This is a genomic window from Bradyrhizobium sp. CCGB01, from assembly GCF_024199795.1.
GTDB lineage: Bacteria > Pseudomonadota > Alphaproteobacteria > Rhizobiales > Xanthobacteraceae > Bradyrhizobium.
In genome coordinates, this window is the sequence record NZ_JANADK010000001.1 from 8,292,403 (window position 1) to 8,313,392 (window position 20,990).

15 protein-coding genes and 1 tRNA gene are annotated in these 20,990 nt (G+C 64.6%); 1 reads left to right on the forward strand and 15 read right to left on the reverse strand.

From position 1 onward, the window contains the following. Positions 1-231 precede the first annotated feature (231 nt). The 4 genes from NLM25_RS44605 to NLM25_RS39000 all read right to left on the reverse strand — a co-directional run bounded on the left by NLM25_RS44605 (position 232) and on the right by NLM25_RS39000 (position 4,213). The gene (locus NLM25_RS44605; protein WP_375167866.1) at positions 232-1,263 is read right to left on the reverse strand and encodes an outer membrane protein; all 1,032 of its coding nucleotides are present in this window, start codon (positions 1,261-1,263) and stop codon (positions 232-234) included. Between the two features lie 536 nt (positions 1,264-1,799). After that, complete coding sequence (locus tag NLM25_RS44210) at positions 1,800-3,362, reverse strand: tyrosine-type recombinase/integrase (protein WP_254140418.1); 1,563 nt, start codon at positions 3,360-3,362, stop codon at positions 1,800-1,802. Positions 3,363-3,508: 146 nt separating this feature from the next. Beyond that, a tRNA-His gene (locus NLM25_RS38995) sits at positions 3,509-3,585 on the reverse strand. 193 nt (positions 3,586-3,778) lie between these two features. After that, the gene (locus NLM25_RS39000) at positions 3,779-4,213 is read right to left on the reverse strand and encodes a phasin (RefSeq protein ID WP_254140419.1); all 435 of its coding nucleotides are present in this window, start codon (positions 4,211-4,213) and stop codon (positions 3,779-3,781) included. Between the two features lie 691 nt (positions 4,214-4,904). Between NLM25_RS39000 and NLM25_RS39005 the strand changes: the two genes are divergently transcribed. After that, entirely contained in the window at positions 4,905-8,261 is a 3,357-nt protein-coding gene (locus tag NLM25_RS39005; protein ID WP_254140420.1) for a PAS domain-containing protein, read from the forward strand. Between the two features lie 30 nt (positions 8,262-8,291). On the opposite strand, the gene NLM25_RS39010 is transcribed toward NLM25_RS39005, so the two are convergent. From NLM25_RS39010 to glmM, 11 genes are all read right to left on the reverse strand, one after another. Next, on the reverse strand, positions 8,292-9,860 hold the full coding sequence (locus NLM25_RS39010; protein ID WP_254140421.1) for an FAD-dependent oxidoreductase: 1,569 nt from the start codon (positions 9,858-9,860) through the stop codon (positions 8,292-8,294). A gap of 275 nt (positions 9,861-10,135) precedes the next feature. Next, positions 10,136-11,308 carry a thiolase family protein gene (locus NLM25_RS39015; RefSeq protein WP_063687393.1) on the reverse strand — a complete coding sequence of 391 codons (1,173 nt, stop codon included), beginning with the start codon at positions 11,306-11,308 and terminating at the stop codon, positions 10,136-10,138. A 153-nt stretch (positions 11,309-11,461) separates the two neighbouring features. Then, positions 11,462-13,051, reverse strand: a complete 1,590-nt coding sequence (serA, locus tag NLM25_RS39020; protein WP_254140422.1) for a phosphoglycerate dehydrogenase — start codon at positions 13,049-13,051, stop codon at positions 11,462-11,464. 217 nt (positions 13,052-13,268) lie between these two features. Further along, a complete protein-coding gene (locus NLM25_RS39025) occupies positions 13,269-14,441 on the reverse strand; it encodes a phosphoserine transaminase (RefSeq protein WP_254140423.1) in 1,173 nt (390 codons plus the stop codon). Between the two features lie 79 nt (positions 14,442-14,520). Further along, positions 14,521-14,712 carry a hypothetical protein gene (locus NLM25_RS39030; RefSeq protein WP_254123213.1) on the reverse strand — a complete coding sequence of 64 codons (192 nt, stop codon included), beginning with the start codon at positions 14,710-14,712 and terminating at the stop codon, positions 14,521-14,523. A gap of 188 nt (positions 14,713-14,900) precedes the next feature. Next, entirely contained in the window at positions 14,901-15,365 is a 465-nt protein-coding gene (locus NLM25_RS39035; RefSeq protein WP_254140424.1) for a GNAT family N-acetyltransferase, read from the reverse strand. Between the two features lie 18 nt (positions 15,366-15,383). Then, positions 15,384-15,974 (reverse strand): glutathione S-transferase family protein, encoded by a 591-nt coding sequence (locus NLM25_RS39040; protein WP_254140425.1) that lies wholly within the window; start codon positions 15,972-15,974, stop codon positions 15,384-15,386. A gap of 73 nt (positions 15,975-16,047) precedes the next feature. Then, entirely contained in the window at positions 16,048-16,875 is an 828-nt protein-coding gene (locus NLM25_RS39045; RefSeq protein ID WP_254140426.1) for an outer membrane protein, read from the reverse strand. Positions 16,876-17,061: 186 nt separating this feature from the next. After that, a complete protein-coding gene (locus NLM25_RS39050; RefSeq protein ID WP_254123217.1) occupies positions 17,062-17,892 on the reverse strand; it encodes an outer membrane protein in 831 nt (276 codons plus the stop codon). Between the two features lie 238 nt (positions 17,893-18,130). Beyond that, complete coding sequence (locus NLM25_RS39055; RefSeq protein WP_305887587.1) at positions 18,131-19,381, reverse strand: MFS transporter; 1,251 nt, start codon at positions 19,379-19,381, stop codon at positions 18,131-18,133. A 245-nt stretch (positions 19,382-19,626) separates the two neighbouring features. Next, positions 19,627-20,970, reverse strand: coding sequence for a phosphoglucosamine mutase (gene glmM, locus NLM25_RS39060; protein WP_254123218.1), 1,344 nt, complete (start codon positions 20,968-20,970; stop codon positions 19,627-19,629). Positions 20,971-20,990: the final 20 nt, after the last annotated feature.

Here is a 20,990-nt window from a genome sequence, read left to right on the forward strand (position 1 = left end):
TCTCCGCAGGCTGCGAGCGACGACTGCGCAAACATGCTGCCCACGGCAAGGCACACCCCAATAATCGCAATCCAACGCATTAGAATCCTCCCCCTAGGAGGCAGCCAATCTCAACTAGGGGGAGAGATCAATGCGACATTCGCCGAACTCCGTGGGAGGAACTTACGCGGGACACCGAAGGGTATCTAGGCTTTCCCTCCGGTGCAGCCTTCTGAGTTCGGCCACATGCGGTCATCTGAGCGGATTGAATGCGTAAGCAAATCCTATGCGCGCGGACTGCATAGACTGATCATATTGCGTCGCCCGTGCATAAGTCTGCGTGGCAGTACCAGAAACCCAATTGAACCGATCTTGAGTCCTGGCGGCGTCGAAACTTGTGTACCGATATTCAGCCCTAACGCGCCAATTCGCGTCCAACCTACGCTCAATCCCAACGCCCCCAGTCGGTCCACTCGCCCAAAACGTCTCGTTGGGTTGGTAGAAAGGATTATCAGTGAGGTTTCGCGCTTCGAACTGCGCAAAGGTCCATCCGCCGAGTCCGTAGAGCAGCGTGTTCTCATCGAGAAGAACACCGGCTCTCAGCAAGGCAGACGCCATCCAATGTGCGGTTACCTGCGGTCGGTAATCGCCTGTTGCCGTAGCGCCGGTCGGCCCTGCGGAATTGAAGTAAGTTAAGCTCCGCGTCCCAGATGAACTAAAGTTCAAGTCGGCGACAGTCGCTTCAAGCTGTCCGCCAATGACGAGCCGTGACACTTGCACGTCACCTCCAGCAAACAAGTCGATAAAGCCACCACCATTTTTCGCTGTCCCGGACAGATCCAACGAGTTGAATCCAAACAAATCGAAGGGCGGTACGCTGGCTGTGTTCCCCTGCGTAGTTCGTTCGTCCGATCTAGTGCTGGCCTTGGTTGCAGCTCCGCCAACGGAGCCTCCCCAGAATGCCCCTGTCCAGCTGGTCTGCGCGGCTGGCGTAGCCGCTGACACGACTCCCTTCACCGGGAACGCAGCATTCGCCTGACGAACATCTGTCACTGGCTCGGCGCGGAGTTGACTGTGGGCTTGATCCAATTGGCGCTTATATTCTTGGTTCTTACGCTCCAACGAAGCTACCCGCGATTCGAGAGCTGCCAGCTTTTCAAGTACAGCACTCGATTCGAGTGATTCCGCGTGCGCGTTGCAGGCTAGGACCGAAAATGCCCCAACAATCGCAACGGTAACTCTCCGAGTATTTTTCATTGCAGCCCCCAGTTGTGTCTGCTCCATTTCTAACTAAGACAGCAATGGAAGCACAAGCCGCGTCGGCACCAGCCTAAGGTCTCATGAACAGCGGAGTTCTCGGAACTCGCGGCCCAAAGGCCGTCCCAAAGGTCTCTGTTAGAAGACCCTCAGAGACGGCTTTTTCCTAAGTCCAGCTCTTAGGCGCAGATCGCACGCGCAATGCGGGGGTCCAACACGTCGGCGACCATATCGACCCCGAGCCGAGGAGCAACGCGCCCAGCGAAGGTCTCCAGAGCCTCCCCTGCGGCCCTTATGCGGGCACAGAGCCTCCACGCGACGGCGGGCACCCATGGCAGAGTCTCAAGTCGCGCGTACCATCGCGACCCTGCTTGTTCCAGGGCCCATCCGGCAGTGAGAGCCTTCGTGACTAAGGCAGTGGCGGTCTTCGCGGTGATGCTAGGCATAGTGCGGGATCTTTCATGTGATGCCGGCATTGCCCAATGCCCTGCCGGTCGTGCTCGCCACGTGTACGCCGTACACTCCCGCGAGAGACACGTGACGGTCCCTCTGGGCAAACACCATCAATCGAGCTTGTATCGAGGAAACTTCTTCAGTGCCTCGGCCATAGCAGCCGGCTTCGGCGCGCCGTACTTGCGGCCCTCAGTGGCCTGCGTGTGTCCCGTTATGGCGTCGTTCATCTTCTCGGGCATCCCAATCTCATCAGCACGACGCTTAAAGGTATGCCGCCACGCATGATTAGGGCTGAGTTCGGGGTCATTGACGCCTAAGCCTCGCACCCACTCTCCGAGGTGCGCTCGGGCAGTGTCCGCGCGGGACCGCGACGGCTTGAGGGGATCTGCACTCACTCGCTGTGGCGTCTTGTCATTGTAGAACAGCGCGCCCTTCCCTACCTGCTTCACCATTTCGATGAAGCCTTGGGCCAGCAGGTGCTCGTGAATGGGCAGGGTGCGAGGCTTTGCCGTCTTGATTGTGCCGGCGTCAGGCGTGAGTTTCATCACGAACAAACCCTTGCGGTCCTCTACGTCGATGCCCCGCAGCTGCGTGATCTCTCCAGGCCGCGCTCCTGAGTAGGCACACAGCCACGGCACCCAACGGCGCGTCCGTTCTGTAGGTGTTGTGGACTTCTGAACAGCTAGGCTCGCTTTGAGGATGGTGCTTGCTTCCGCATCGGTGAAGCTGCGGCCCTCCTCGCGGGTTTGCACCTTTCGTGGCACATCCACCCGGACTTCCTTGAAGGGGTTCATCGAAACGCGCTTGTGCTCGCGAGCCCATCCGAACACTCGCCGAGAGGATGACAACCAAACCTCGCGCACGGTGATCGGCTGACGCTCCTGGGTGATCAGGCCATGCACCCACTTACGCGCGGCGTCCTCCGTGATCCCATTTGCCCCGACCTCTGCAAACGCCCGCTGCATCTCAAGGAACACGGCACGCCATCGGGTCACCGTCTTAGGCGCAGGCTTCGTTGCGATAACAAAGGCCTCGAAAAGCTCCCAGCAGCTCACGCTCGGCGCGCGTGGGGCCCCGTCTGTGAAAGGCGGGAAGCTGTCGGGCCGTTCGTCTGGGGAGTAGTCGCCCTGGGCTCGCTTCTCTAGTAGCTGGATCGCGGGCAAGAGATTGTCGCTGACAGCATCCGCGAACAGGGCATACGCGGTCGAGTTCAGTGCCTTCCCCTCGCTGGCGAGAAAGGTGGCGACGCGTGCTAACTCGGCGATCTGCGGCCTTACGGCGTCCCGCACCTCTGGGTCGTTCTGCCAGTCTGCGTGCGGGTCCGACCTCGAATCCTCCTCATAGCTTTCTGGCGCCTCTGGGCGAATGACGTTCCAGACGAGGTGGTCACCGAAGTCCCGCCAATACTTAGGCTGCCCCGGGTCCGCCTCATGCTGCTTTACGAACCAGTTGTACCAGCGGCCCGCGAGAGCGATTGCGTTGAGCTTGGTGAGCGGCTGGCCCTTGCCGTGCCTTTGGGCTCGCAGGGTGGCAATCCGCGTCTCGACCTCAGCCTCCCACTCACCGAGGCGAGCCTTAGCTTCGTGCTTGGGGGTGCCGGCCGGAAGCTTGAGATGCGCCTCGCGCTTGGTGCCATAGAGCCGCTGGTACTCTTCGCGAACGTCTGCAGGCACGCCCTTCCGAGCAAACCACCGACCATCTGCGGACCGATTTAACGCAACCATTCGCAACGCCATTTGTGCAGCCTTTTGTATTTTGGCAGCGCAAATTCGTTCGGTCTATCAAGAAGATGCTGAGATGATTGCGTTTTCCGCAACCATGGTACAGTTGGGTGGGCTCGAACCACCGACCTCCTGTTCCACAGACAGGCGCTCTAACCAACTGAGCTACAACTGCATCCTTGCGAGCCGCCCTCAAGGGCTGCCTGAAAAGGCCGTCGACCTAAGGGGGCTGGACGGGGCGGAAACTAGGTGCAACGGCCCGGTTTGGCAAGGCCGTAACCGACCTAAAATCCGGCGGAAATCACCTTATTCCAGAACAAAACCCGGGCCTCGCGGCCCGGGTTTCTTATTTTAACCAAGCGCCTGGATCAGGCGGCGGGCGGGTAGAGCTTCGAGGCGCTGGCCTTGATCGGCTCGGCGGTCTCGGCAGCGACGCGCTGGCCGATCTCGAACAGCTCCCTGGCCTGGGACTGGAAGGTCTCGATCTGCTTGCGGGAATGGTTGGACCACAGCGAAAACGCCTCCGACGGCGACTTCACGCCGAACAACTCCTGGGCGAAGTCGAGGTGGGCACTGCTGTTGGCCTTCATGAACTCCACCAGCTTGGCGGTGTACTCGCTCGCGCCCTTGTTGGCCGAGGTGAACACGGCTTCAACGGTGCCGTTGTGGCTCTCGGCAGCGTCCTTGAACTTGGCGTAGCTCTCGCGGGCCTGCGACACGCCCTTCTCGGCGAACGCACGCATCTGCTCGGGAACCTCGAACGGGATGATCGAGGCAGAAAACGGATCAGTCGCAGCTGTCATGGTTGGTCCCTCACGCTAATGAAAAATGGAGTGAGCCTTCTGGCGCTGCCCGCCGGCCCCGACCTAGGCCTCAAATTCAGCGGGAACGAAGACTGGAAACGCGAAACAAACGAATGGCTCGTCCAGCGCCCAAGAGTATCGCTGCCTAACATGTCAACATTGTGCACCGCAATGTGATCCCGGCAGCGGCGAGAAAATTTAATCCCGGTGAGGATGAGGTTCCTCAGCGAGGGGACCGGTGGTTGAGGTATGCCGGTGCGGAAAACGTGGTGAAGGCGGCGCTCGCTGGCGTCTTACCCTCCCCTGGAGGGGGAGGGTCGATCGCGCGAAGCGCGAGCGGGGTGGGGTGATCCCTCCACCCGGGCGGCGCATCCGGGGAGAGACTGTCACCCCACCCCGTCTCGCATCTCGCTGCGCTCGATGCGAGCCGACCCTCCCCCTCCAGGGGAGGGTGCAGATCGCGTCGCCTCGGCAAGCCGGTTTGACAAGCCCCGCCAGCGAATCCTGCGGATGCAATCGATGTGCGGCTTGCGGGTTCGGCCGGATTAAGGTTATCGCGGCTTAGGGCCGGCTGCCGGGACCGGGGCCGTGGACCTGCCCGCGCCCGCGCGCGATACTAACCCTTTCTTAAGGCTGTCATTCCGGCGGCCTTGCACAATGATGCTGACAAGCGAGACTTGAAGCCGGTCGGATGACGAGTTCGGATTTCCAGTTGCGAGGCGTGGGCGATCCCCGGCTGGCCGTGCACGCGACCTCGCCGCTGCCCGCCTGGCTCTGGTCGATCGACGGCACGCGCGTGCTCTGGGCCAATCCGGTCGGCGCAAAACTGTTCGGCGCGGCCAATGCCACAGCCCTCGCGGACAGGATCTTCGGCCCGGCGGACAGCCATCGCCGCCAGGTCGCCCGGCTCGCCCGCCAGCTGCCGGCGAACGGCGCCGTCAGGCTCGAACGTCTGCGCGGCTTCGGTGCCCGCCTCGGCACGCTGATGACCTGCGCCTGCGCCCGCCTCGACTTTGCCGATGGCCAGCATGGTCTGCTCGTCACCGCGATGGACCCGACGCTGCGCGCCATGCCGCTGGTCGAGCGGCTGCACCGTCTCGTCGACGGCGCCAAGGTGCCGATGGCGGCGTTCGCGCCCGACGGCCTGTTCGTCGGCGCCAGCGAAGCCGCCCATTCCCTGCTCGGCTTTCGCGATCTCGGCGATGCCGGCCTCGACCAGACCCGCAGCGATGCGCTGACGACAGGCCGCGCCGAGACGCCGATCGGCATCGGCAAGATGGTGCTGCAACGGGTCGGCGTGGGTGCCGATGTCGGCCTGGTCGCGCTGATCGAGCCTGCGGCCGCGCCCGAGAGCACGCCGGATGCTGCAGCAGAAGCGCCGGTTGAATCCGCGCCGCACGCCGCGGCGATGCCGGGCGCGCCGCCGCCATCCGAAGCGGTGCCGGCCGGGATCGCATTGTTCGACGCCTTCGCCGATCCCATCGAAGAGACCGCACAGGCACCGGAGCAAGAGCCGGAGCAGGAAGCGCTCGCCCAGGCCGCCGACATCGCGCCGAAAACTCCGGTTGAAAACTTGGCCGAAGCCATCGTGTCGCCGCAGGCCGCGCCAATCACCTCACACATGGTCGAACCGCCGCCGGGCCACGCAGAGCCGCCCGCACCGCGTCAGCATCCGCTGCGCTTCCTGTGGCAGATGGATGCGGACGGCCGCTTCGTGCTCGCAACCGGCGAGTTCATCCACCTGATGGGCGCTCGCACGGCCGCCGGCTTCGGCCGCCCCTGGCGCGAGATCGCCGACGAATTTGCGCTCGACCCTGAGGGCCGCGTCGCGCAGGCGCTGGCCAGCCGCGACACCTGGGCCGGGATCACCGTGAACTGGCCGGCCGATGGCGGCGAGCATCTGCCGGTCGAGCTTGCAGGCCTGCCCGTCTACGATCACGCGCGTAGCTTTGCCGGCTTCAAGGGCTTTGGGGTCTGCCGCGATCTCGATGGCCTCAACCGGCTCGAGGCGCTCCGGCGGTTCGAGCAGTTCGCCGCGCCGTCCGCACAGCACGGCCTCTCCGCCGACATCGTCGCGCCCGATCCCGAGCCCGTGGCGGAGGCCCCGCCGCCACCGGGCGAGCCGCCCGCAGCCGAGCCTGAGCCGACGCCTGAAGCTGACCTGCCCGCCCCCGCCCCCGCCCCCGACGCGAATTCACACCCAACCGATCCGGAAACGCCAGTGGAAACGCCTCCCAATGTCGTGCCGTTCCGTCCACCCGGCGATGTCAGATCACTCAGTGATCAGAGATCGCCGACGCTGACCCCGGTCGAGAACAGCGCGTTCAACGAGCTCGCGCGGCAATTGTCCGAGCGGTTAGAGCGCGAGCGCGAGACGATCGCAGCCGGCACGTCCGAGCCGCCGGCCGCGGAGAGTGCGCCCGAGCCGCCGCTGCCGGAGCCCGAGGCGCCGCAGCCGCCGGAATGGCTGGCCGAGCCCGCACCGCCCGCGCACGGCCACAGCGTGCGCGACCGCGCGCTGCTCGATTTGTTGCCGACGGGCATCCTGATCTACCGGCTCGACCGGCTGCTCTACGCCAACCCCGCCTTCCTCGCGCGCATGGGCTATGCCGATCTGGGCGCGCTGGAATATGCCGGCGGGCTCGATGCGCTCTATGTCGAGCCGGGCGTATCGTCGGCGAGCAGCACGTCGCAGGCCGGCACGCCTGTCACGATCAGCGCGACGGTGGCGAACGGCGAAGCGCCGCTTCCGACCACCGAAGCGCACCTGCACACGATCGACTGGGACGGCGAGAGCGCGCATGCGCTGATCTGCGCGCTGCCGCAGGCGGTCCTCGCTGTCGCTGCGCCGCCCGTCGTCGCCGAGCCTGTCGTTGCCGGATCTACCGTCGTCGCGGAGTCCTTTCCCTACGCGCCCACGGTCGAGCCCGAGGCCGGCGATGCCGACGCCGAGGATCTCGCCGCGATCCTCGACACCACGGCCGAGGGCATCGTCATGTTCGATGCCGAAGGCAACATCCACGCCTGCAACCGCAGCGCCGAGGCGCTGTTCGGCTATGACGGCGCAGCGCTGATGCAGCAGACCCTGATGACGCTGTTCGCGCCGGAGAGCCAGCAGATCGTCGCCGACTATCTCGAACACCTCAAGAGCCAGGACATATCGAGCCTGCTCGACCACGGCCGCGAGGTGCTGGGCCGCGAGAAGAAGGGCGGCGTCATTCCACTCGCCATGATCATGGGCCGCACGCGGCCCGACGGCCCGAACTTCTTCGCCGTGTTCCGCGATCTCTCGCAGACCAAGCAGGGCGAGAGCGAATTGAAGCAGGCGCGCCATCTCGCGAACGGCGCGGCGAATGCCAAGGCCGACATGCTGGCGCGGATCAGCCACGAGATCCGCACGCCGCTCAACGCCATCATCGGCTTCGCCGAGGTGATGATCTCCGAACGCTTCGGCGCGCTCGGCAACGAGCGCTACGGCGAATACATGAAGGACATCCGCGCCTCCGGCGAGCGTGTGATCACCATCATCGACGATCTGCTGGAGCTGTCGCGGATCGAGACCGGCAAGCTCGACCTCTCCTTCGCCAACCTCAACCTCAACGATCTCGTCGAAGCCTGTGTCACGGTGATGCAGCCGCAGGCCAATCGCGAGCGCATCATCATCCGCACCTCGCTCGCGCATGCGCTGCCGCAGGTGAGCGTGGACGCGCGCGCGATGCGGCAGATCACGGTGAACCTGATCTCGAACTCGATCCGGCTCGCCAGCGCCGGCGGCCAGGTCATCGTCTCGACCGCGCTGTCCGATCGCGGCGAGATTGCCTTGCGGATCCGCGACACCGGCCACGGCCTCAGCGAGCGCGAGGTCGCCGCCGCGATGGAGCCGTTCCGCACGCCGCCACCGGGCGATGCCGCGGACAGTTCGGCGCTCAGCCTGTCATTGACCAAGGCGCTGGTCGAAGCCAACCGCGCCCGGTTCAACATCAAGAGCGCGGCCAATTCCGGCACGCTGATCGAAGTGGTGTTCGCACCGGCGCTGGCGGGGGCGTGAGGGGTCGATCGCGGCAACGCGCGGCGGCGCTCAGGGATATCCGCGCGCCGCCGTGGATTCGCCGAACCATCGCGCCACGGCCTGAGCGACCTCCTCATGGTCGGGTGCGCCGTCACTGGCCCAGGCCACGAAGCCGTCGGGGCGCACCAGCACGGCGCTCAAACCCAGCCGGTCGCTGACGTCATCGGCGACATAATTAACCCGGTCGCTCCAGCGGCTTGCAAGCGCCTGAAGCGATGCACGCGCGTCGAAGTCCAGCAATATGCCTTTCGCCGTCCTGAGGCGTTCACCGACCGTCGTGCCGTCAGACAACTCGAAATCGGGAACACTGCGGCCTACAAGCGGATGGCGACCGCCGAGATCGTAGCGGAGCGAAACGCCGCGCACCCGCTCGGCGAAATAGGTCGCACCGTCCCGGGTCCCGATGAGATCGCGAATGATGGCCTGCAGCGCGCGCGTGCTCGGCGTCGGCCGCATGATCGCGACCTGCGCGCGCGACCAGTCGAGGATCTGCGCACCGGCAGGATGCCGCTCGCGCGAATAGCTATCGAGGAGATTCGCCGGCGCCTCGCCGCGGCTCGCAGCAGCCAACTTCCAGCCCAGGTTCATCGCATCGCCAAGACCGAGATTGAGGCCCTGGCCGCCCAGCGGCGAATGGACGTGAGCGGCATCGCCCGCCAGCAGCACGCGCCCCTTGCGATACGTTGTTGCCTGATGCGCCCGATCCGTCCAGGTCGCGGCAAGCCGAAGGGCGGTGACGGTGACGTCCGTGCGGGAGACGCGGCGCAAGACGCTCTGCACATGCTCGCGCGTGATCGGCTCGGTTCGATGGAAGGCACCACCGTCGAAATCGACCATCGCGATCGTCCCTGATGGCGCGTAGGTGTACATGCCCGTGGGCGTATGGTTGCGACCCGGGACAAGCTTGTCCGGGTCGGCCAGTTCGACGTCGATGGAATAGCCCGTGAATTCGGGATCGGTGCCGACGAAATCGAATCCGCTCAGCTTGCGCACCGCGCTGCGGCCGCCGTCGCAACCGACCAGCCAGCGTCCGCGGAAGGTCTCGCCAGCCGCCTGCGCCGTCACATCTTCGTCTGAAGCGGTGATGGCATTGACGCCGAAGCCGCGCCGGATCTCGACGCCCAAGCTGCATGCGCGCGCGGCCAGAACGAATTCGAGGGTTTCCATATCGACCGCGATGCTGGCATCCGCCGGCGTCGGCAAACGCCAGGGCCACTTCGCGGCATCGATGTCGTCCTGATAGAACTGAATGCCGGCGAAATGACCTGCGGGCCGGCGCGCCTGCTGCATCCAGTGGGCCGCACTCGTGATCGCGCCTGAGCTTGCGCGCTGCGCGATCACGATCTCGTCCAGCAAGCCACGCCGGTAGAAGGCCTCGACTGAGGGAACCGAAAGGCCACGCAGGCCGAACGGAAGTTGCTTCAGGGCCGAATGCGGATTCCGTGATTGCTCCAGCACCAGGACCGAGAGACCCGCGCGCCGCAGTTCGCACGCGAGAAACAGGCCGACGGGGCCGGCACCGGCAATGATGACGTCGTGTGGAATCGAGGATTGCAGATTCGGGGATTGGGTTTGCATGAGACGCTCCTGTGGTCGATGTTCGACCGGAGCGTTCCCTGAAGCCTGAGAATCACACGGACGAACGATTGGGCGCCTGCGTGGCGTCCGACGTTCGTCGCGGGGATCTCGTGCACAAGGCCAATGACCAGAGCTTTCGTTACCGAAAGGACTTGGGCTTACCAGACCAAGTCTGCCTTTTCCGACACGAGACGTATAGTTGCGTGACGATTGCTGCGCAACGAAAAAGGCACGGCGTTCGTGGCGCCGTGCCTTTCACATTCACGTGGCGTGGATCAGCTGTAGATCTCGAACAGGCCGGCGCCGCCCTGGCCGCCGCCGATGCACATGGTCACGACGCCCCACTTGGCCTTGCGGCGCGCACCTTCCTGGAGGAGGTGACCGGTGAGACGCGCACCGGTCATGCCGAAGGGATGGCCGATCGCGATCGAGCCGCCGTTGACGTTGTACTTGGCGGGATCGATGCCGAGCTTGTCGCGCGAGTAGAGGCACTGGCTGGCGAAGGCCTCGTTGAGCTCCCACAGATCGATGTCGTCGATCTTCAGGCCGGTGCGCTTCAGCAGCTTCGGGATCGCGAACACCGGGCCGATGCCCATCTCGTCGGGCTCGCAGCCGGCGGTCGCCCAGGCGACGAAGCGGCCGAGCGGCTTGAGGCCGCGCTTCTCGGCATCCTTGGCTTCCATCAGCACGACGGCGGCGGCGCCGTCCGAGAGCTGGCTGGCATTGCCGGCGGTGACGAACTTGCCGGGGCCCTTCACCGGCTCGAGCTTGGCGAGGCCCTCCAGCGTGGTCTCGGGCCGGTTGCACTCGTCGCGGTCGACGACGTAATCGACGATCGATTCCGCCTTGGTCTGCTTGTCGACGACCTTCATCTTCGTCTTCATCGGGACGATCTCGTCCTTGTACTTGCCCGCCTGCTGGGAGGCAGCCATGCGGCGCTGCGATTCCAGCGAGAACTCGTCCTGGTATTCGCGGCTGAGCTTGTAGCGCTCGGCGACGATGTCGGCGGTGTCGATCATCGCCATGAAGATATCAGGGGCGACCTTGAGCAGCTCCGGATCGATCGATTCCTTCGGCGTCCCGCCGCCCGGCATCGAGATGCTCTCGACGCCGCCCGCGACGATGCAGTCGGCGCCGTCGGAGCGGATCGAGTTGGCGGCCATCGCGATGGTCTGGAGCCCCGAGGAGCAGAAGCGGTTCACCGAGACGCCGGCCGTGGTCTTCGGCAGCCCGGCGAGCAGCGCGGCCTGGCGGCCGATGTTCGGCGCGCCGTGGGCGCAATTGCCGAGATAGCAGTCCTCGACATAGTCCTTCTCGACACCGGCGCGATCGACCGCGTGCTTGATGGCATGGGCCGCGAGCGACATCGGCGGCGTGATGTTGAACCCGCCGCGGCCGGATTTCGCGAGGCCCGTGCGCGCATAGGAAACGATGACGGCTTCACGCATTGTTTTCTCCCTTTCGACGATGGTACGGAGGCGTTGGTACGAGGCGTTCTGGGCGCCATTGGTACACAAAGTCCGGCGGTCGCGGGAAAAATAAAAACGCCGCCCCCGGTGAGGGAGGCGGCGTTGTTCCGCGGGTCGGAATATGCCGATATCTCAGAACGTCAGCGCTTTCACCTGCTTGACCTGCGGCAGGGCCTGCACCTTGGCGAGCAGCTCCGCCGGCACTGTGCCGTCGACCTCGATCAGCGCGATGGCATCGCTGCCCGGCGCGACGCGGCCGAGATGGAAGGTCGCGATGTTGATCTTGGCATCGCCCAGCAGGCTCGCGAACTTGCCGATGAAGCCCGGCTTGTCTTCGTTGGTGACGTAGATCATCGACTTGCCGAACTCGGCGTCGACGCGGATTCCCTTGACGTCGACCAGTCGCGGCTTGCCGTCATGGTACACGGTGCCGGAGACCGAGCGCTCCTGGCGCTCCGTCGCCACCGTGACGGTGATCAGGCTCTCGTAGTCGCTCTGCGCGGCGCGCACGATCTCGTCCACCACCATGCCGCGTTCCTTGGCCACGACGGGCGCGGAGACGACGTTGACCTCGCCCAGCATCGGCCGCAGCAGGCCCGACAGCACCGCGGAGGTGATCGCCTTGATCTTCATCTCGGCGACGTGGCCCTCATAGGTGATGGTGACCTTCGAGATACCGGTCTCGGTGAGCTGGCCGGCAAACGAGCCCAGCTTCTCGGCGAGCGTGATGAACGGCTTCAGCTTCGGCGCTTCTTCCGCCGTGATCGAGGGGAAGTTGACCGCATTCGAGATCGCGCCCGAGAGCAAGTAGTCCGACATCTGCTCGGCGACCTGGAGCGCGACGTTCTCCTGCGCTTCCCTGGTGGAGGCGCCGAGATGCGGCGTGCAGATCACGTTGGGATGGCCGAACAGCACGTTCGCGTTGGCGGGCTCCTCGACGAAGACGTCGAAGGCGGCGCCGGCAATGTGCTTGGAGTTGAGCGCGTCGACCACGGCCTGCTCGTCGACGAGGCCGCCGCGCGCGCAGTTGATCAGGCGCACGCCCTTCTTCATCCTGGCGATCGCACCGGCGTCGATGATGTTTTTGGTCTTCTCGGTCAGCGGGGTGTGCAGCGTGATGAAGTCGGCGCGCTTGAGCAGATCGTCGAGCTCAACCTTCTCGACGCCGATGTCCTTGGCGCGCTCCGGCGACAGGAACGGATCGAAGGCGACGACCTTCATGCGCAGGCCGAGCGCGCGATCGGCGACGATCGAGCCGATGTTGCCGCAGCCGACGACGCCGAGCACCTTGCCGGTGATCTCGACGCCCATGAAGCGGTTCTTCTCCCACTTGCCGGCCTGGGTCGAGGCGTCGGCCTGCGGGATCTCGCGGGCGAGCGCCAGCATCAGCGTGATGGCGTGCTCGGCGGTCGTGATCGAATTGCCGAACGGCGTGTTCATCACGATGATGCCCTTCGCCGTGGCGGCGGGAATCTCGACGTTGTCGACGCCGATGCCGGCGCGGCCGATCACCTTGAGCCTGGTCGCCTTCTCAAGGATCTTGGCGGTCGCCTTGGTCGCGGAGCGGATCGCAAGGCCGTCGTAATTGCCGATGATCTCGGCAAGCTTGTCCTTGTCCTTGCCGAGGTTGGGCTGAAAATCGACCTCGACGCCGCGGTCCTTGAAGATCTGCACGGCAGCGGGAGAGAGCGCGTCGGAAATGAGAACTTTGGGCTTGGTCATGGGATGTGTCCTTCGCCGTCCCTAAGGGAGGATCGGCCCGCGGGCCGGAATGAAGAAGTGCTCTGAAGCTCTTTGCTCTCCCTCTCCCCATTCTTACGGGGAGAGGGTTGGGGTGAGGGGCAGCCACAGGCGAGGTGCTCGTGGAGAGAGCCCCTCACCCGGATCGCTGCGCGACCCGGCCTCTCCCCGTAAGAACGGGGAGAGGCGAAGACAACAACTAAGCCGCCTTGGCGAGCGTGGCCTTGGTCTCGGCGAAGGCCCAGTCGATCCACTGCGTCAGGATCTCGACGTCCTTGGCCTCGACGGTGGCGCCGCACCAGATGCGCAGGCCTGCCGGCGCATCGCGGTAATACGCGAAGTCGTAGCCCGCGCCTTCCTTCTCGATCAGCGCGACCAGCTTCTTGGAGAAGTCGGCCTGCGCGTCCTCGGAGAGCGAGGTGATCGCGGGATCGGAGAACTTCAGGCACACCGAGGTGTTGGAGCGGATCGCGGCGTCCTTGGCCAGGAAGTCGATCCAGGGCGTCTTCGCCTTCCAGTCGGCGAGCACCTTGGTGTTGGCGTCCGCGCGCGCGATCAGCGCCTTGAGGCCGCCGATCGACTTGGCCCAGTTCAGCGCGTCGAGATAATCCTCGACGCAGAGCATCGAGGGCGTGTTGATGGTCTCGCCGACGAAGATGCCTTCGTTGATCTTGCCGCCCTTGGTCATGCGGAAGATCTTCGGCAGCGGCCAGGCCGGCTTGTAGGTCTCGAGCCGCTCCACCGCGCGCGGGGAGAGGATCAGCATGCCGTGCGCGGCCTCGCCGCCGAGCGCCTTCTGCCAGGAGAAGGTGACGACGTCGAGCTTGGCCCAGTCGAGCGGCTGCGCGAACGCGGCCGAAGTGGCGTCGCAAATGGTCAAGCCTTCCCGGGTCGCGCTGATCCAGTCGGCGTTCGGCACGCGCACGCCGGAGGTGGTGCCGTTCCAGGTGAAGACGACGTCGCTCTTGGGATCGACCTTGGAGAGGTCGGGGATTTCACCATAGGCCGCGTTGAGCTTGGTGACGTCCTTGAGCTTCAATTCCTTGACGATGTCGCTGACCCAGCCCTCGCCGAAGGATTCCCAGGCGAGCGTGGTGACCGGACGTGCACCGAGCAGCGACCACAGCGCCATCTCGACCGCGCCGGTATCGGACGCCGGCACGATGCCGATGCGGTAATCGGCGGGCACCTCGAGCACTTCACGCGTCAGATCGATCGCGAGCTTGAGCTTGGTCTTGCCGACCTTCGCGCGATGCGAACGGCCGAGCGCTGCGTCCTTGAGATTTTGGGCGTTCCAGCCGGGGCGCTTGGCGCAGGGGCCGGAGGAGAAATGCGGCACGTTCGGCCGCGAAGCGGGCTTCGCTACGGTCATGATCTACCCTTCCAGATAGTAAGCCTCCCGTTGGGGGGAGGTGTCCCGCCGCGGCTGATACGGGAATCGGGTAGACCAGTCAAGAAACTTCCGGCGGCTCACGGCGGAGTGAAGGCAATTCCGGCACGATATCGGGGGATTCCACGGCAGCGAGCGCGTTCAGCAAGTCCGTGGCATCGCTGATCAATTGCGCCGCACGGCGACGGCTGCCGACCTTCAAAATGCACTTGTCGTTGGCCTGCACAACGTAATCGTTGCCGACCTTGATCATCGAATAACTTGTCATCGAAATCCCCGAACCGACCGAGCCCGGTGTCCTGACGCTGCGTAGCACCCTTCGTTCCCCAATCAACGTGAACGACGAACGGGTAGTTTATCAGCTCTTAAGATGAACGAACGCGCGATCCGATTTCGCTGATCGCACAACGCTCGCAATGAACTGCCTCAAAACGCGCCGCCTCAAAAGCGGACAGTCATGCCGACATGGCTCGATGTGAATCCGAGTCGCTTGTAGAAGCGCTGCGCATCGACGCGCGTCTGATGCGTCAGCAGTTCGACCAGATTGCAGCCGCGCGCTTTCGCTTCCGCGACGGCCCATTGCACCAACTGCTCACCGATGCCGCGGCTGCGGCAATCGGAAGCAACGCGAACGTCTTCGAGCAGACCGCGGATACCGCCTTGCGAGCTGATGCCCGGCAGGATCGCAAGTTGCAGGCAGCCGACCACCCTGCCCTCGCTCTCGGCGACGACGAGCGTGAGATTCTGATCGCGCTCGACCCGCTCGAACGCCTGGTAATAGGACGCAGGCAGCGGATCCTCGATGCGCTCGCGGGCGCGACCGAGATGATCGTCGGCCAGCATGGCGACGATCGCCGCAACGTCATCGCGGCGCGCGGGACGGATGGAGACGGACTTGTCGTTCATGTCGGGAAAACTCCAGGCTCAGCGCGCCGGCGGAAGGCCGAGCCAGGCTTCGACCTCGCCGATCCAGCGGCGGACGGCTGCATGACGGCCAAGATCGAAGCCGCCTTCATGCGCGAGACGCGTATAGGCGAGCAGCGAGACGTCGGCGAGCGAGACCTCTTCGCCGGCGAAGAAGCGGCTCGCCGCAAGATGCTGCTCCATGCGGTCGAGCGCCGCATAGCCGCGCTTGACCTTTTCCGCGTCGAGCTCGGATGTGTCCTTGCCGAGATAGACGAGCTGGAAGCGGCACACCGCGATATAGGGCTCGTGGCTGTACTGTTCCCAGAACAGCCATTCATCCATCTTGGCCGCGGTGAAGGCGTCGTGCGGAACGAGCGCACTGTCGCGCGCGAGATAGCGGATGATGGCGTTGGACTGCGCCAGCGTGCGGCCGTCGTCGAATGCGACGGTGGGCACCTGGCCGGCGCCGTTCATCTTGAGGAATTGCGGCGTGCGCGTCTCGCCCTTGCGGGTATCGACGTCGATCCACTGGTAAGGCAGCGCGAGCTTGTCGCAGACCCACTTTACCTTCAGGCAATTGCCGGAATTCGTGTCGCCGTAGATCTTCATCGCCGCCGCCCCACTTTGGAGCGACAGAGCATCAGGACTGACAAGGCCTGTCAATCACCCCCGGCGTACAAGATCAGAACTTGTAGCCGAGGCCGGCGCGGACGGTGTTGATGCTGGTGTCGACCGCCGAGGTAAAGCGGATGTATTCGTACTCGGCCCGCATGAACACGCCACCGACCAGGTTGATGTCGACGCCAAGGCCCGCAGTGTAGCCGTAGATCAGGTGATTGTGCTGGGCATCCGTCGAGCTCAACGGTACCAGCGCCGTGTAAGTCCCCAACTGGGTCGTGCTGACACGATCCTGCACATTGGCCGTGCGCACAATGTCGGCGTTGCCGAGCGCGAGCCCGCCGAACATGTAGGGCAGGAAGCATCCCCAGGCGTAGGCGGCGCGACCGCGGAACGTTCCCATGTCGCTGATGCTGATCGAGGACGTGGAGGTCGCCGTGACATCATGGAAGTTACCGTCGGACAGAGCAGTGGCGCTGACCCGTCTCTCGCTGGCCGACGACATTCCGCCGAACTTGCCATGCAACCAACTCACTTCGAGACCCAACACGACGTCGTCCCACTGCGCGTTGTACCCGACGAAGGCACCGAAGCCGCTACTGCGCTGCGAAGCCTTGCCGAGTCCGAGATTCCACTGAGACACGCCCATCGAACTCTCGATCAACGTATCGGCCAGCAGCGCCGCCATCATGTTGCTGGTCGAGCCGTTGAAGTTCTCGTCCGACGAGCCATAGCCGGCCTGGGCGCCGATATAGCTTCCCTGCCAATTGACGTAGGATTTGCTCAAGCCGTCGGTCACGCTGCCGCGCAGGATGGGAAGATCGGAGAGATCGGCCGCATGCGCGGCAGACACCGTCCCCAGCATCGCCACCGCCAACAAAAGCCTACGCATCCCGACGCTCCATCGAACTCGAACTTTTCGCTCTTGATCATGGCCCGTTAACCTTAACCAATGGTTGCGCCGACCGCTTTCGTCGCCACTCGCCATGAAAAATACGCAAAGCAAAACGGCGCGGGATGATCCCGCGCCGTTAAGAAGTCCTAAGCGATGAGGCTTGTCAGTCGATAAGGCTTGCGATCAGCCCTTGGTGACGAGCGGCGGCGGCATGTAGGCCGGCGGGCTGTTGAGATCCCAGCGCACGCCGAGCTTGACGTCGTGCGAGGTGATTTCCCTGACCCTGATCGAGGTCGGGCCCGAAGCGCTGTTGTCGAACAGGCGGTAGTTGCCGGGCGCCCCGTCGCCGAGATTCATGTAGCTGTAGGCCAGTTCGACGGTGAACCCGGGATTGACCTTGTAGGCGAGACCGGCGTGAGCGGCCCAGGCGAAGTTCCACTTTCCGTTGTCGCCGAAGTAGGCGACGCTGTTGTTGAGACCGGGGCTGTACGACACGCCATCGTCGCGGAAGCCGCTGATCTTGTTGTAGGAGCCGCCGACGCCGGCGCCGATGAACGGCGTGATGCACCACCAGGTGCCGAGGTCAACATAGGCGTTGGCCATCACGACCCACTCGGACTTGCTGCCGCTGTAATTGTTGACGCCGACGAAGCCGGGTCCAACGACGTTGTCGCTGCCGTGCAGAGTGGCTTTGCCCCTGTACTGGCCGATCACGTCCGTACGGAACCAGTTGTTGAAGCGGTAGCCAACGCCGAGATCGAACAGGGGCGAAGAGTCGAAGCCGATCCCCTCCGTCGTCTTCGAATACCCAACCGGCAGGGCGCTGTCGATGCGCTTGGCGCTCTGGTTGGTCATGCCGATGTCGCCGCGGAGATACCAGCCGCCAAAGTCGGCGGGCGGAGCCGGCGGCGCGTACATGGGAGGCGGAGCCGCGATCGGCATGTCGGCGGCAAACGCCATCGACGAGATCAGGGTAGCCGCACCCGCGGCAAGGAGAGACTTAACGCTACGCATTTGGCTTCGTCCTTATGGCCGGTGAGGCAAAATACGAGCGCCTCACGTTCTGGAAACTCACGCGAGGACGATGGCACCAAATGCTTAAGCGCCACTTAACCCTAATTTTTAAGGTTGATTTTTTCTGACTACACACGCGGATGCGGTGCAAGCGTTGCAAAATTGCAGCGCCCGGAGCTCTGCCGTCCCCGCAATTGCTAACGATGTATGAAGCCGCGTTGCGGCGAAGCAGGATCTGTTAACGCGCGTGCCGCGGCAGCCTGGGCAGGAACACCGCAAGCAGGCCGATCGCCGGCAGCCAGGCGCAGACCCGGTAGACAAACTCGATCGAGGTGTGATCGGCGAGCTTGCCGAGCACGGCGGCGCCGAGGCCCCCGATGCCGAAGGCGACACCGAAGAACACGCCGGAGATCATGCCGAAGCGGTGCGGCACCAGCTCCTGCGCGAACACGATGATCGACGACGTCGTCGAGGAGATGATCAGGCCGATGATGACCGACAGCACCGCGCTCGCATGGAGCCCGGCATAGGGCAGCGCCAGCGTGAAGGGCAGCGCGCCCAGGATCGAGATCCAGATCACGATCTTGCGGCCGAAGCGATCGCCGAGGGGACCACCGAGAAATGCGCCGACCGCATTCGCGGCGAGGAAGATGAAGAGATAGATCTGCGCCGCCTGCGTCGACACGCCGAAACGATCGATCAGATAGAAGATGTAGTAGCTCGACAGGCTCGCGACGTAGAGCTGCTTCGAGAACAGCAGCGCCACCAGCACGGCAAGCGCGACCGCGACGCGGCGCGAGGTCGGCGCGTCGGGATGGGCCTGAACCGTCGCCGTCTTCTTCGCCTTGATCTGCGGCTCATACCAGCGGCCGATGCGCCAGAGGATCAGAATCGCGAGGAACGCGATCGAGGAGAACCAGGCGATGCTGCCCTGCCCGAACGGCACCACGATCAGCGCGGCCAGCACCGGCCCCATCGAGGTGCCGAAGCTGCCACCGAGCTGGAACACCGATTGCGCAAAGCCGTAGCGGCCGCCGGAGGCGAGCCGCGCGATCCGCGCCGATTCCGGGTGAAACACCGCCGAGCCGAGCCCGACCAGCGCGGCGGCGACGAGGATGACGAGATATTGGTGCGCGGCGCTGAGCAGCAGCAGGCCGAAGAAGGTCGAGGCCATGCCGATCGACAGCGAGTAAGGCTGCGCCTTCTTGTCGGTATAGTGCCCGACCACCGGCTGGAGCAGCGAGGCCGTGAACTGGAAGGCCAGCGTGATCATGCCGATCTGGGTGAAGTCGAGCGCGTAGGTGTCCTTCAGGATCGGATACACCGAGGCGATCAGGGACTGCATGGTGTCGTTGAGGAAGTGCGAGAAGCTGATGCCCACAAGCACGACATAGGCCGGCCCTGCCGCTGCCGTGGCGGCGGGCGCAACGTCGCTGACGACGACGGGCTCGGTCAGCGTTTCCTCGGAGACGACGACAGGCTTGTTCAATGGGGCGATCCGGCGCGGCGAACCGCCGCATCCGTTTGTTACGATGCAAGCGGCGGTGGAACCACCGCCAATCGCCCATGGCTGGGATGCGCGGGTCCGATTTTACCGCGAAGCAACGCGGCCTGCATGGTTCGAGACGCCCGCTTCGCGGGCTCCTCACCATGAGGGTTTAGGATTTCGCCGAGAAGCACGACCTCATCCCGAGGAGCCCGCGAAAGCGGGCGTCTCGAAGGATGGCCGCAAGCTCAGGCCGCCGCATGTCCGAGCGCGGAGACGATGGTGTCGACGACGTCCTCGACCAGGAGGCGGTCCTCGCCCTCGCCCATGACGCGGATCACCGGCTCGGTGCCGGAGGAGCGGATGAGGAGGCGGCCGTGGCCGTTGAGCCGCTTCTCGCCGTCGGAGATCGCCGATTTGACGTCGGAATCGTCGAGCGGCTTGCCGCCCTTGTGGCGGACGTTCTTCAGGATCTGCGGCAGCGGATCGAAGCGGTGGCAGACTTCCGACACCGGCCGGCGCAGCTTCTGCACCACGGCGAGCACCTGGAGTGCGGCAACGAAGCCATCGCCGGTGGTGGCGTAGTCGGACAGGATGATGTGGCCGGACTGCTCGCCGCCGAGATTGTAGCCGCCGTTCAGCATCTGCTCGAGCACGTAGCGGTCGCCGACCGGCGTGCGCACGAGATCGAGCCCGTGCCCCTTGAGGAAGCGCTCGAGCCCGAGATTGGACATCACGGTGGCGACGATGCCGGGGCGCGACAGCCGCCCGTCTTCCTTCCAGCTCTGCGCGATCACCGCGAGCAGCTGGTCGCCGTCGACGAGATGGCCGCGCTCGTCGACCAGGATGACGCGATCGGCGTCGCCGTCGAGCGCGATGCCGATGTCGGCGCGCATCTCGCGCACCTTCTTGGACAGCGCTTCCGGCGAGGTCGAGCCGCATTCCTTGTTGATGTTGAAGCCGTCCGGCTCGACGCCGATCGGCACGACGTCGGCGCCCAGTTCCCACAGCGCCTCCGGCACCACCCTGTAGGCGGCGCCGTTGGCGCAATCGACCACGACGCGCAGGCCATCGAGCGAGAGATCGCGCGGCAGCGTGCGCTTGGCGAATTCGATGTAGCGGTCATGCACGCCGTCGATACGGCGGGCGCGGCCGAGGCTGGCACTTTGTGCCAGCCGCTTGTCGAGGGATTCGTCGAGCAGCTGCTCGATCTGCTTCTCGACGTCGTCGGAGAGCTTGAAGCCTTGCGGGCCGAACAGCTTGATGCCGTTGTCCTCGAACAGATTGTGCGAGGCCGAGATCATCACGCCGAGATCGGCGCGCATCGACTTGGTCAGCATCGCGACCGCCGGCGTCGGCATCGGGCCGACCAGCAGCACGTCCATGCCGACGGAGGTGAAGCCCGCGACCATCGCGTATTCGATCATGTAGCCGGACAGGCGCGTGTCCTTGCCGATCACGACCCGGTGGCGGTGGTCACCGCGCTGAAACGCAAGGCCTGCGGCCTGGCCGACCTTGAGCGCCAGCTCCGGCGTGATCAGTCCGTTGGCGCGGCCCCGAATCCCGTCAGTCCCGAAATATTTGCGACTCATATCGTCCCCCACGCAACAAC

Coding starts and splice junctions, on each gene's coding strand:
- NLM25_RS44605 (WP_375167866.1), bottom strand. CDS start 1,263: ATGGAGCAGACACAACTGGGGGCTGCAATGAAAAATACTCGGAGAGTT.
- NLM25_RS39000 (WP_254140419.1), bottom strand. CDS start 4,213: ATGACAGCTGCGACTGATCCGTTTTCTGCCTCGATCATCCCGTTCGAG.
- NLM25_RS39005 (WP_254140420.1), top strand. CDS start 4,905: ATGACGAGTTCGGATTTCCAGTTGCGAGGCGTGGGCGATCCCCGGCTG.
- NLM25_RS39010 (WP_254140421.1), bottom strand. CDS start 9,860: ATGCAAACCCAATCCCCGAATCTGCAATCCTCGATTCCACACGACGTC.
- NLM25_RS39015 (WP_063687393.1), bottom strand. CDS start 11,308: ATGCGTGAAGCCGTCATCGTTTCCTATGCGCGCACGGGCCTCGCGAAA.
- serA (WP_254140422.1), bottom strand. CDS start 13,051: ATGACCAAGCCCAAAGTTCTCATTTCCGACGCGCTCTCTCCCGCTGCC.
- NLM25_RS39025 (WP_254140423.1), bottom strand. CDS start 14,441: ATGACCGTAGCGAAGCCCGCTTCGCGGCCGAACGTGCCGCATTTCTCC.
- NLM25_RS39030 (WP_254123213.1), bottom strand. CDS start 14,712: ATGATCAAGGTCGGCAACGATTACGTTGTGCAGGCCAACGACAAGTGC.
- NLM25_RS39035 (WP_254140424.1), bottom strand. CDS start 15,365: ATGAACGACAAGTCCGTCTCCATCCGTCCCGCGCGCCGCGATGACGTT.
- NLM25_RS39040 (WP_254140425.1), bottom strand. CDS start 15,974: ATGAAGATCTACGGCGACACGAATTCCGGCAATTGCCTGAAGGTAAAG.
- NLM25_RS39045 (WP_254140426.1), bottom strand. CDS start 16,875: ATGCGTAGGCTTTTGTTGGCGGTGGCGATGCTGGGGACGGTGTCTGCC.
- NLM25_RS39050 (WP_254123217.1), bottom strand. CDS start 17,892: ATGCGTAGCGTTAAGTCTCTCCTTGCCGCGGGTGCGGCTACCCTGATC.
- glmM (WP_254123218.1), bottom strand. CDS start 20,970: ATGAGTCGCAAATATTTCGGGACTGACGGGATTCGGGGCCGCGCCAAC.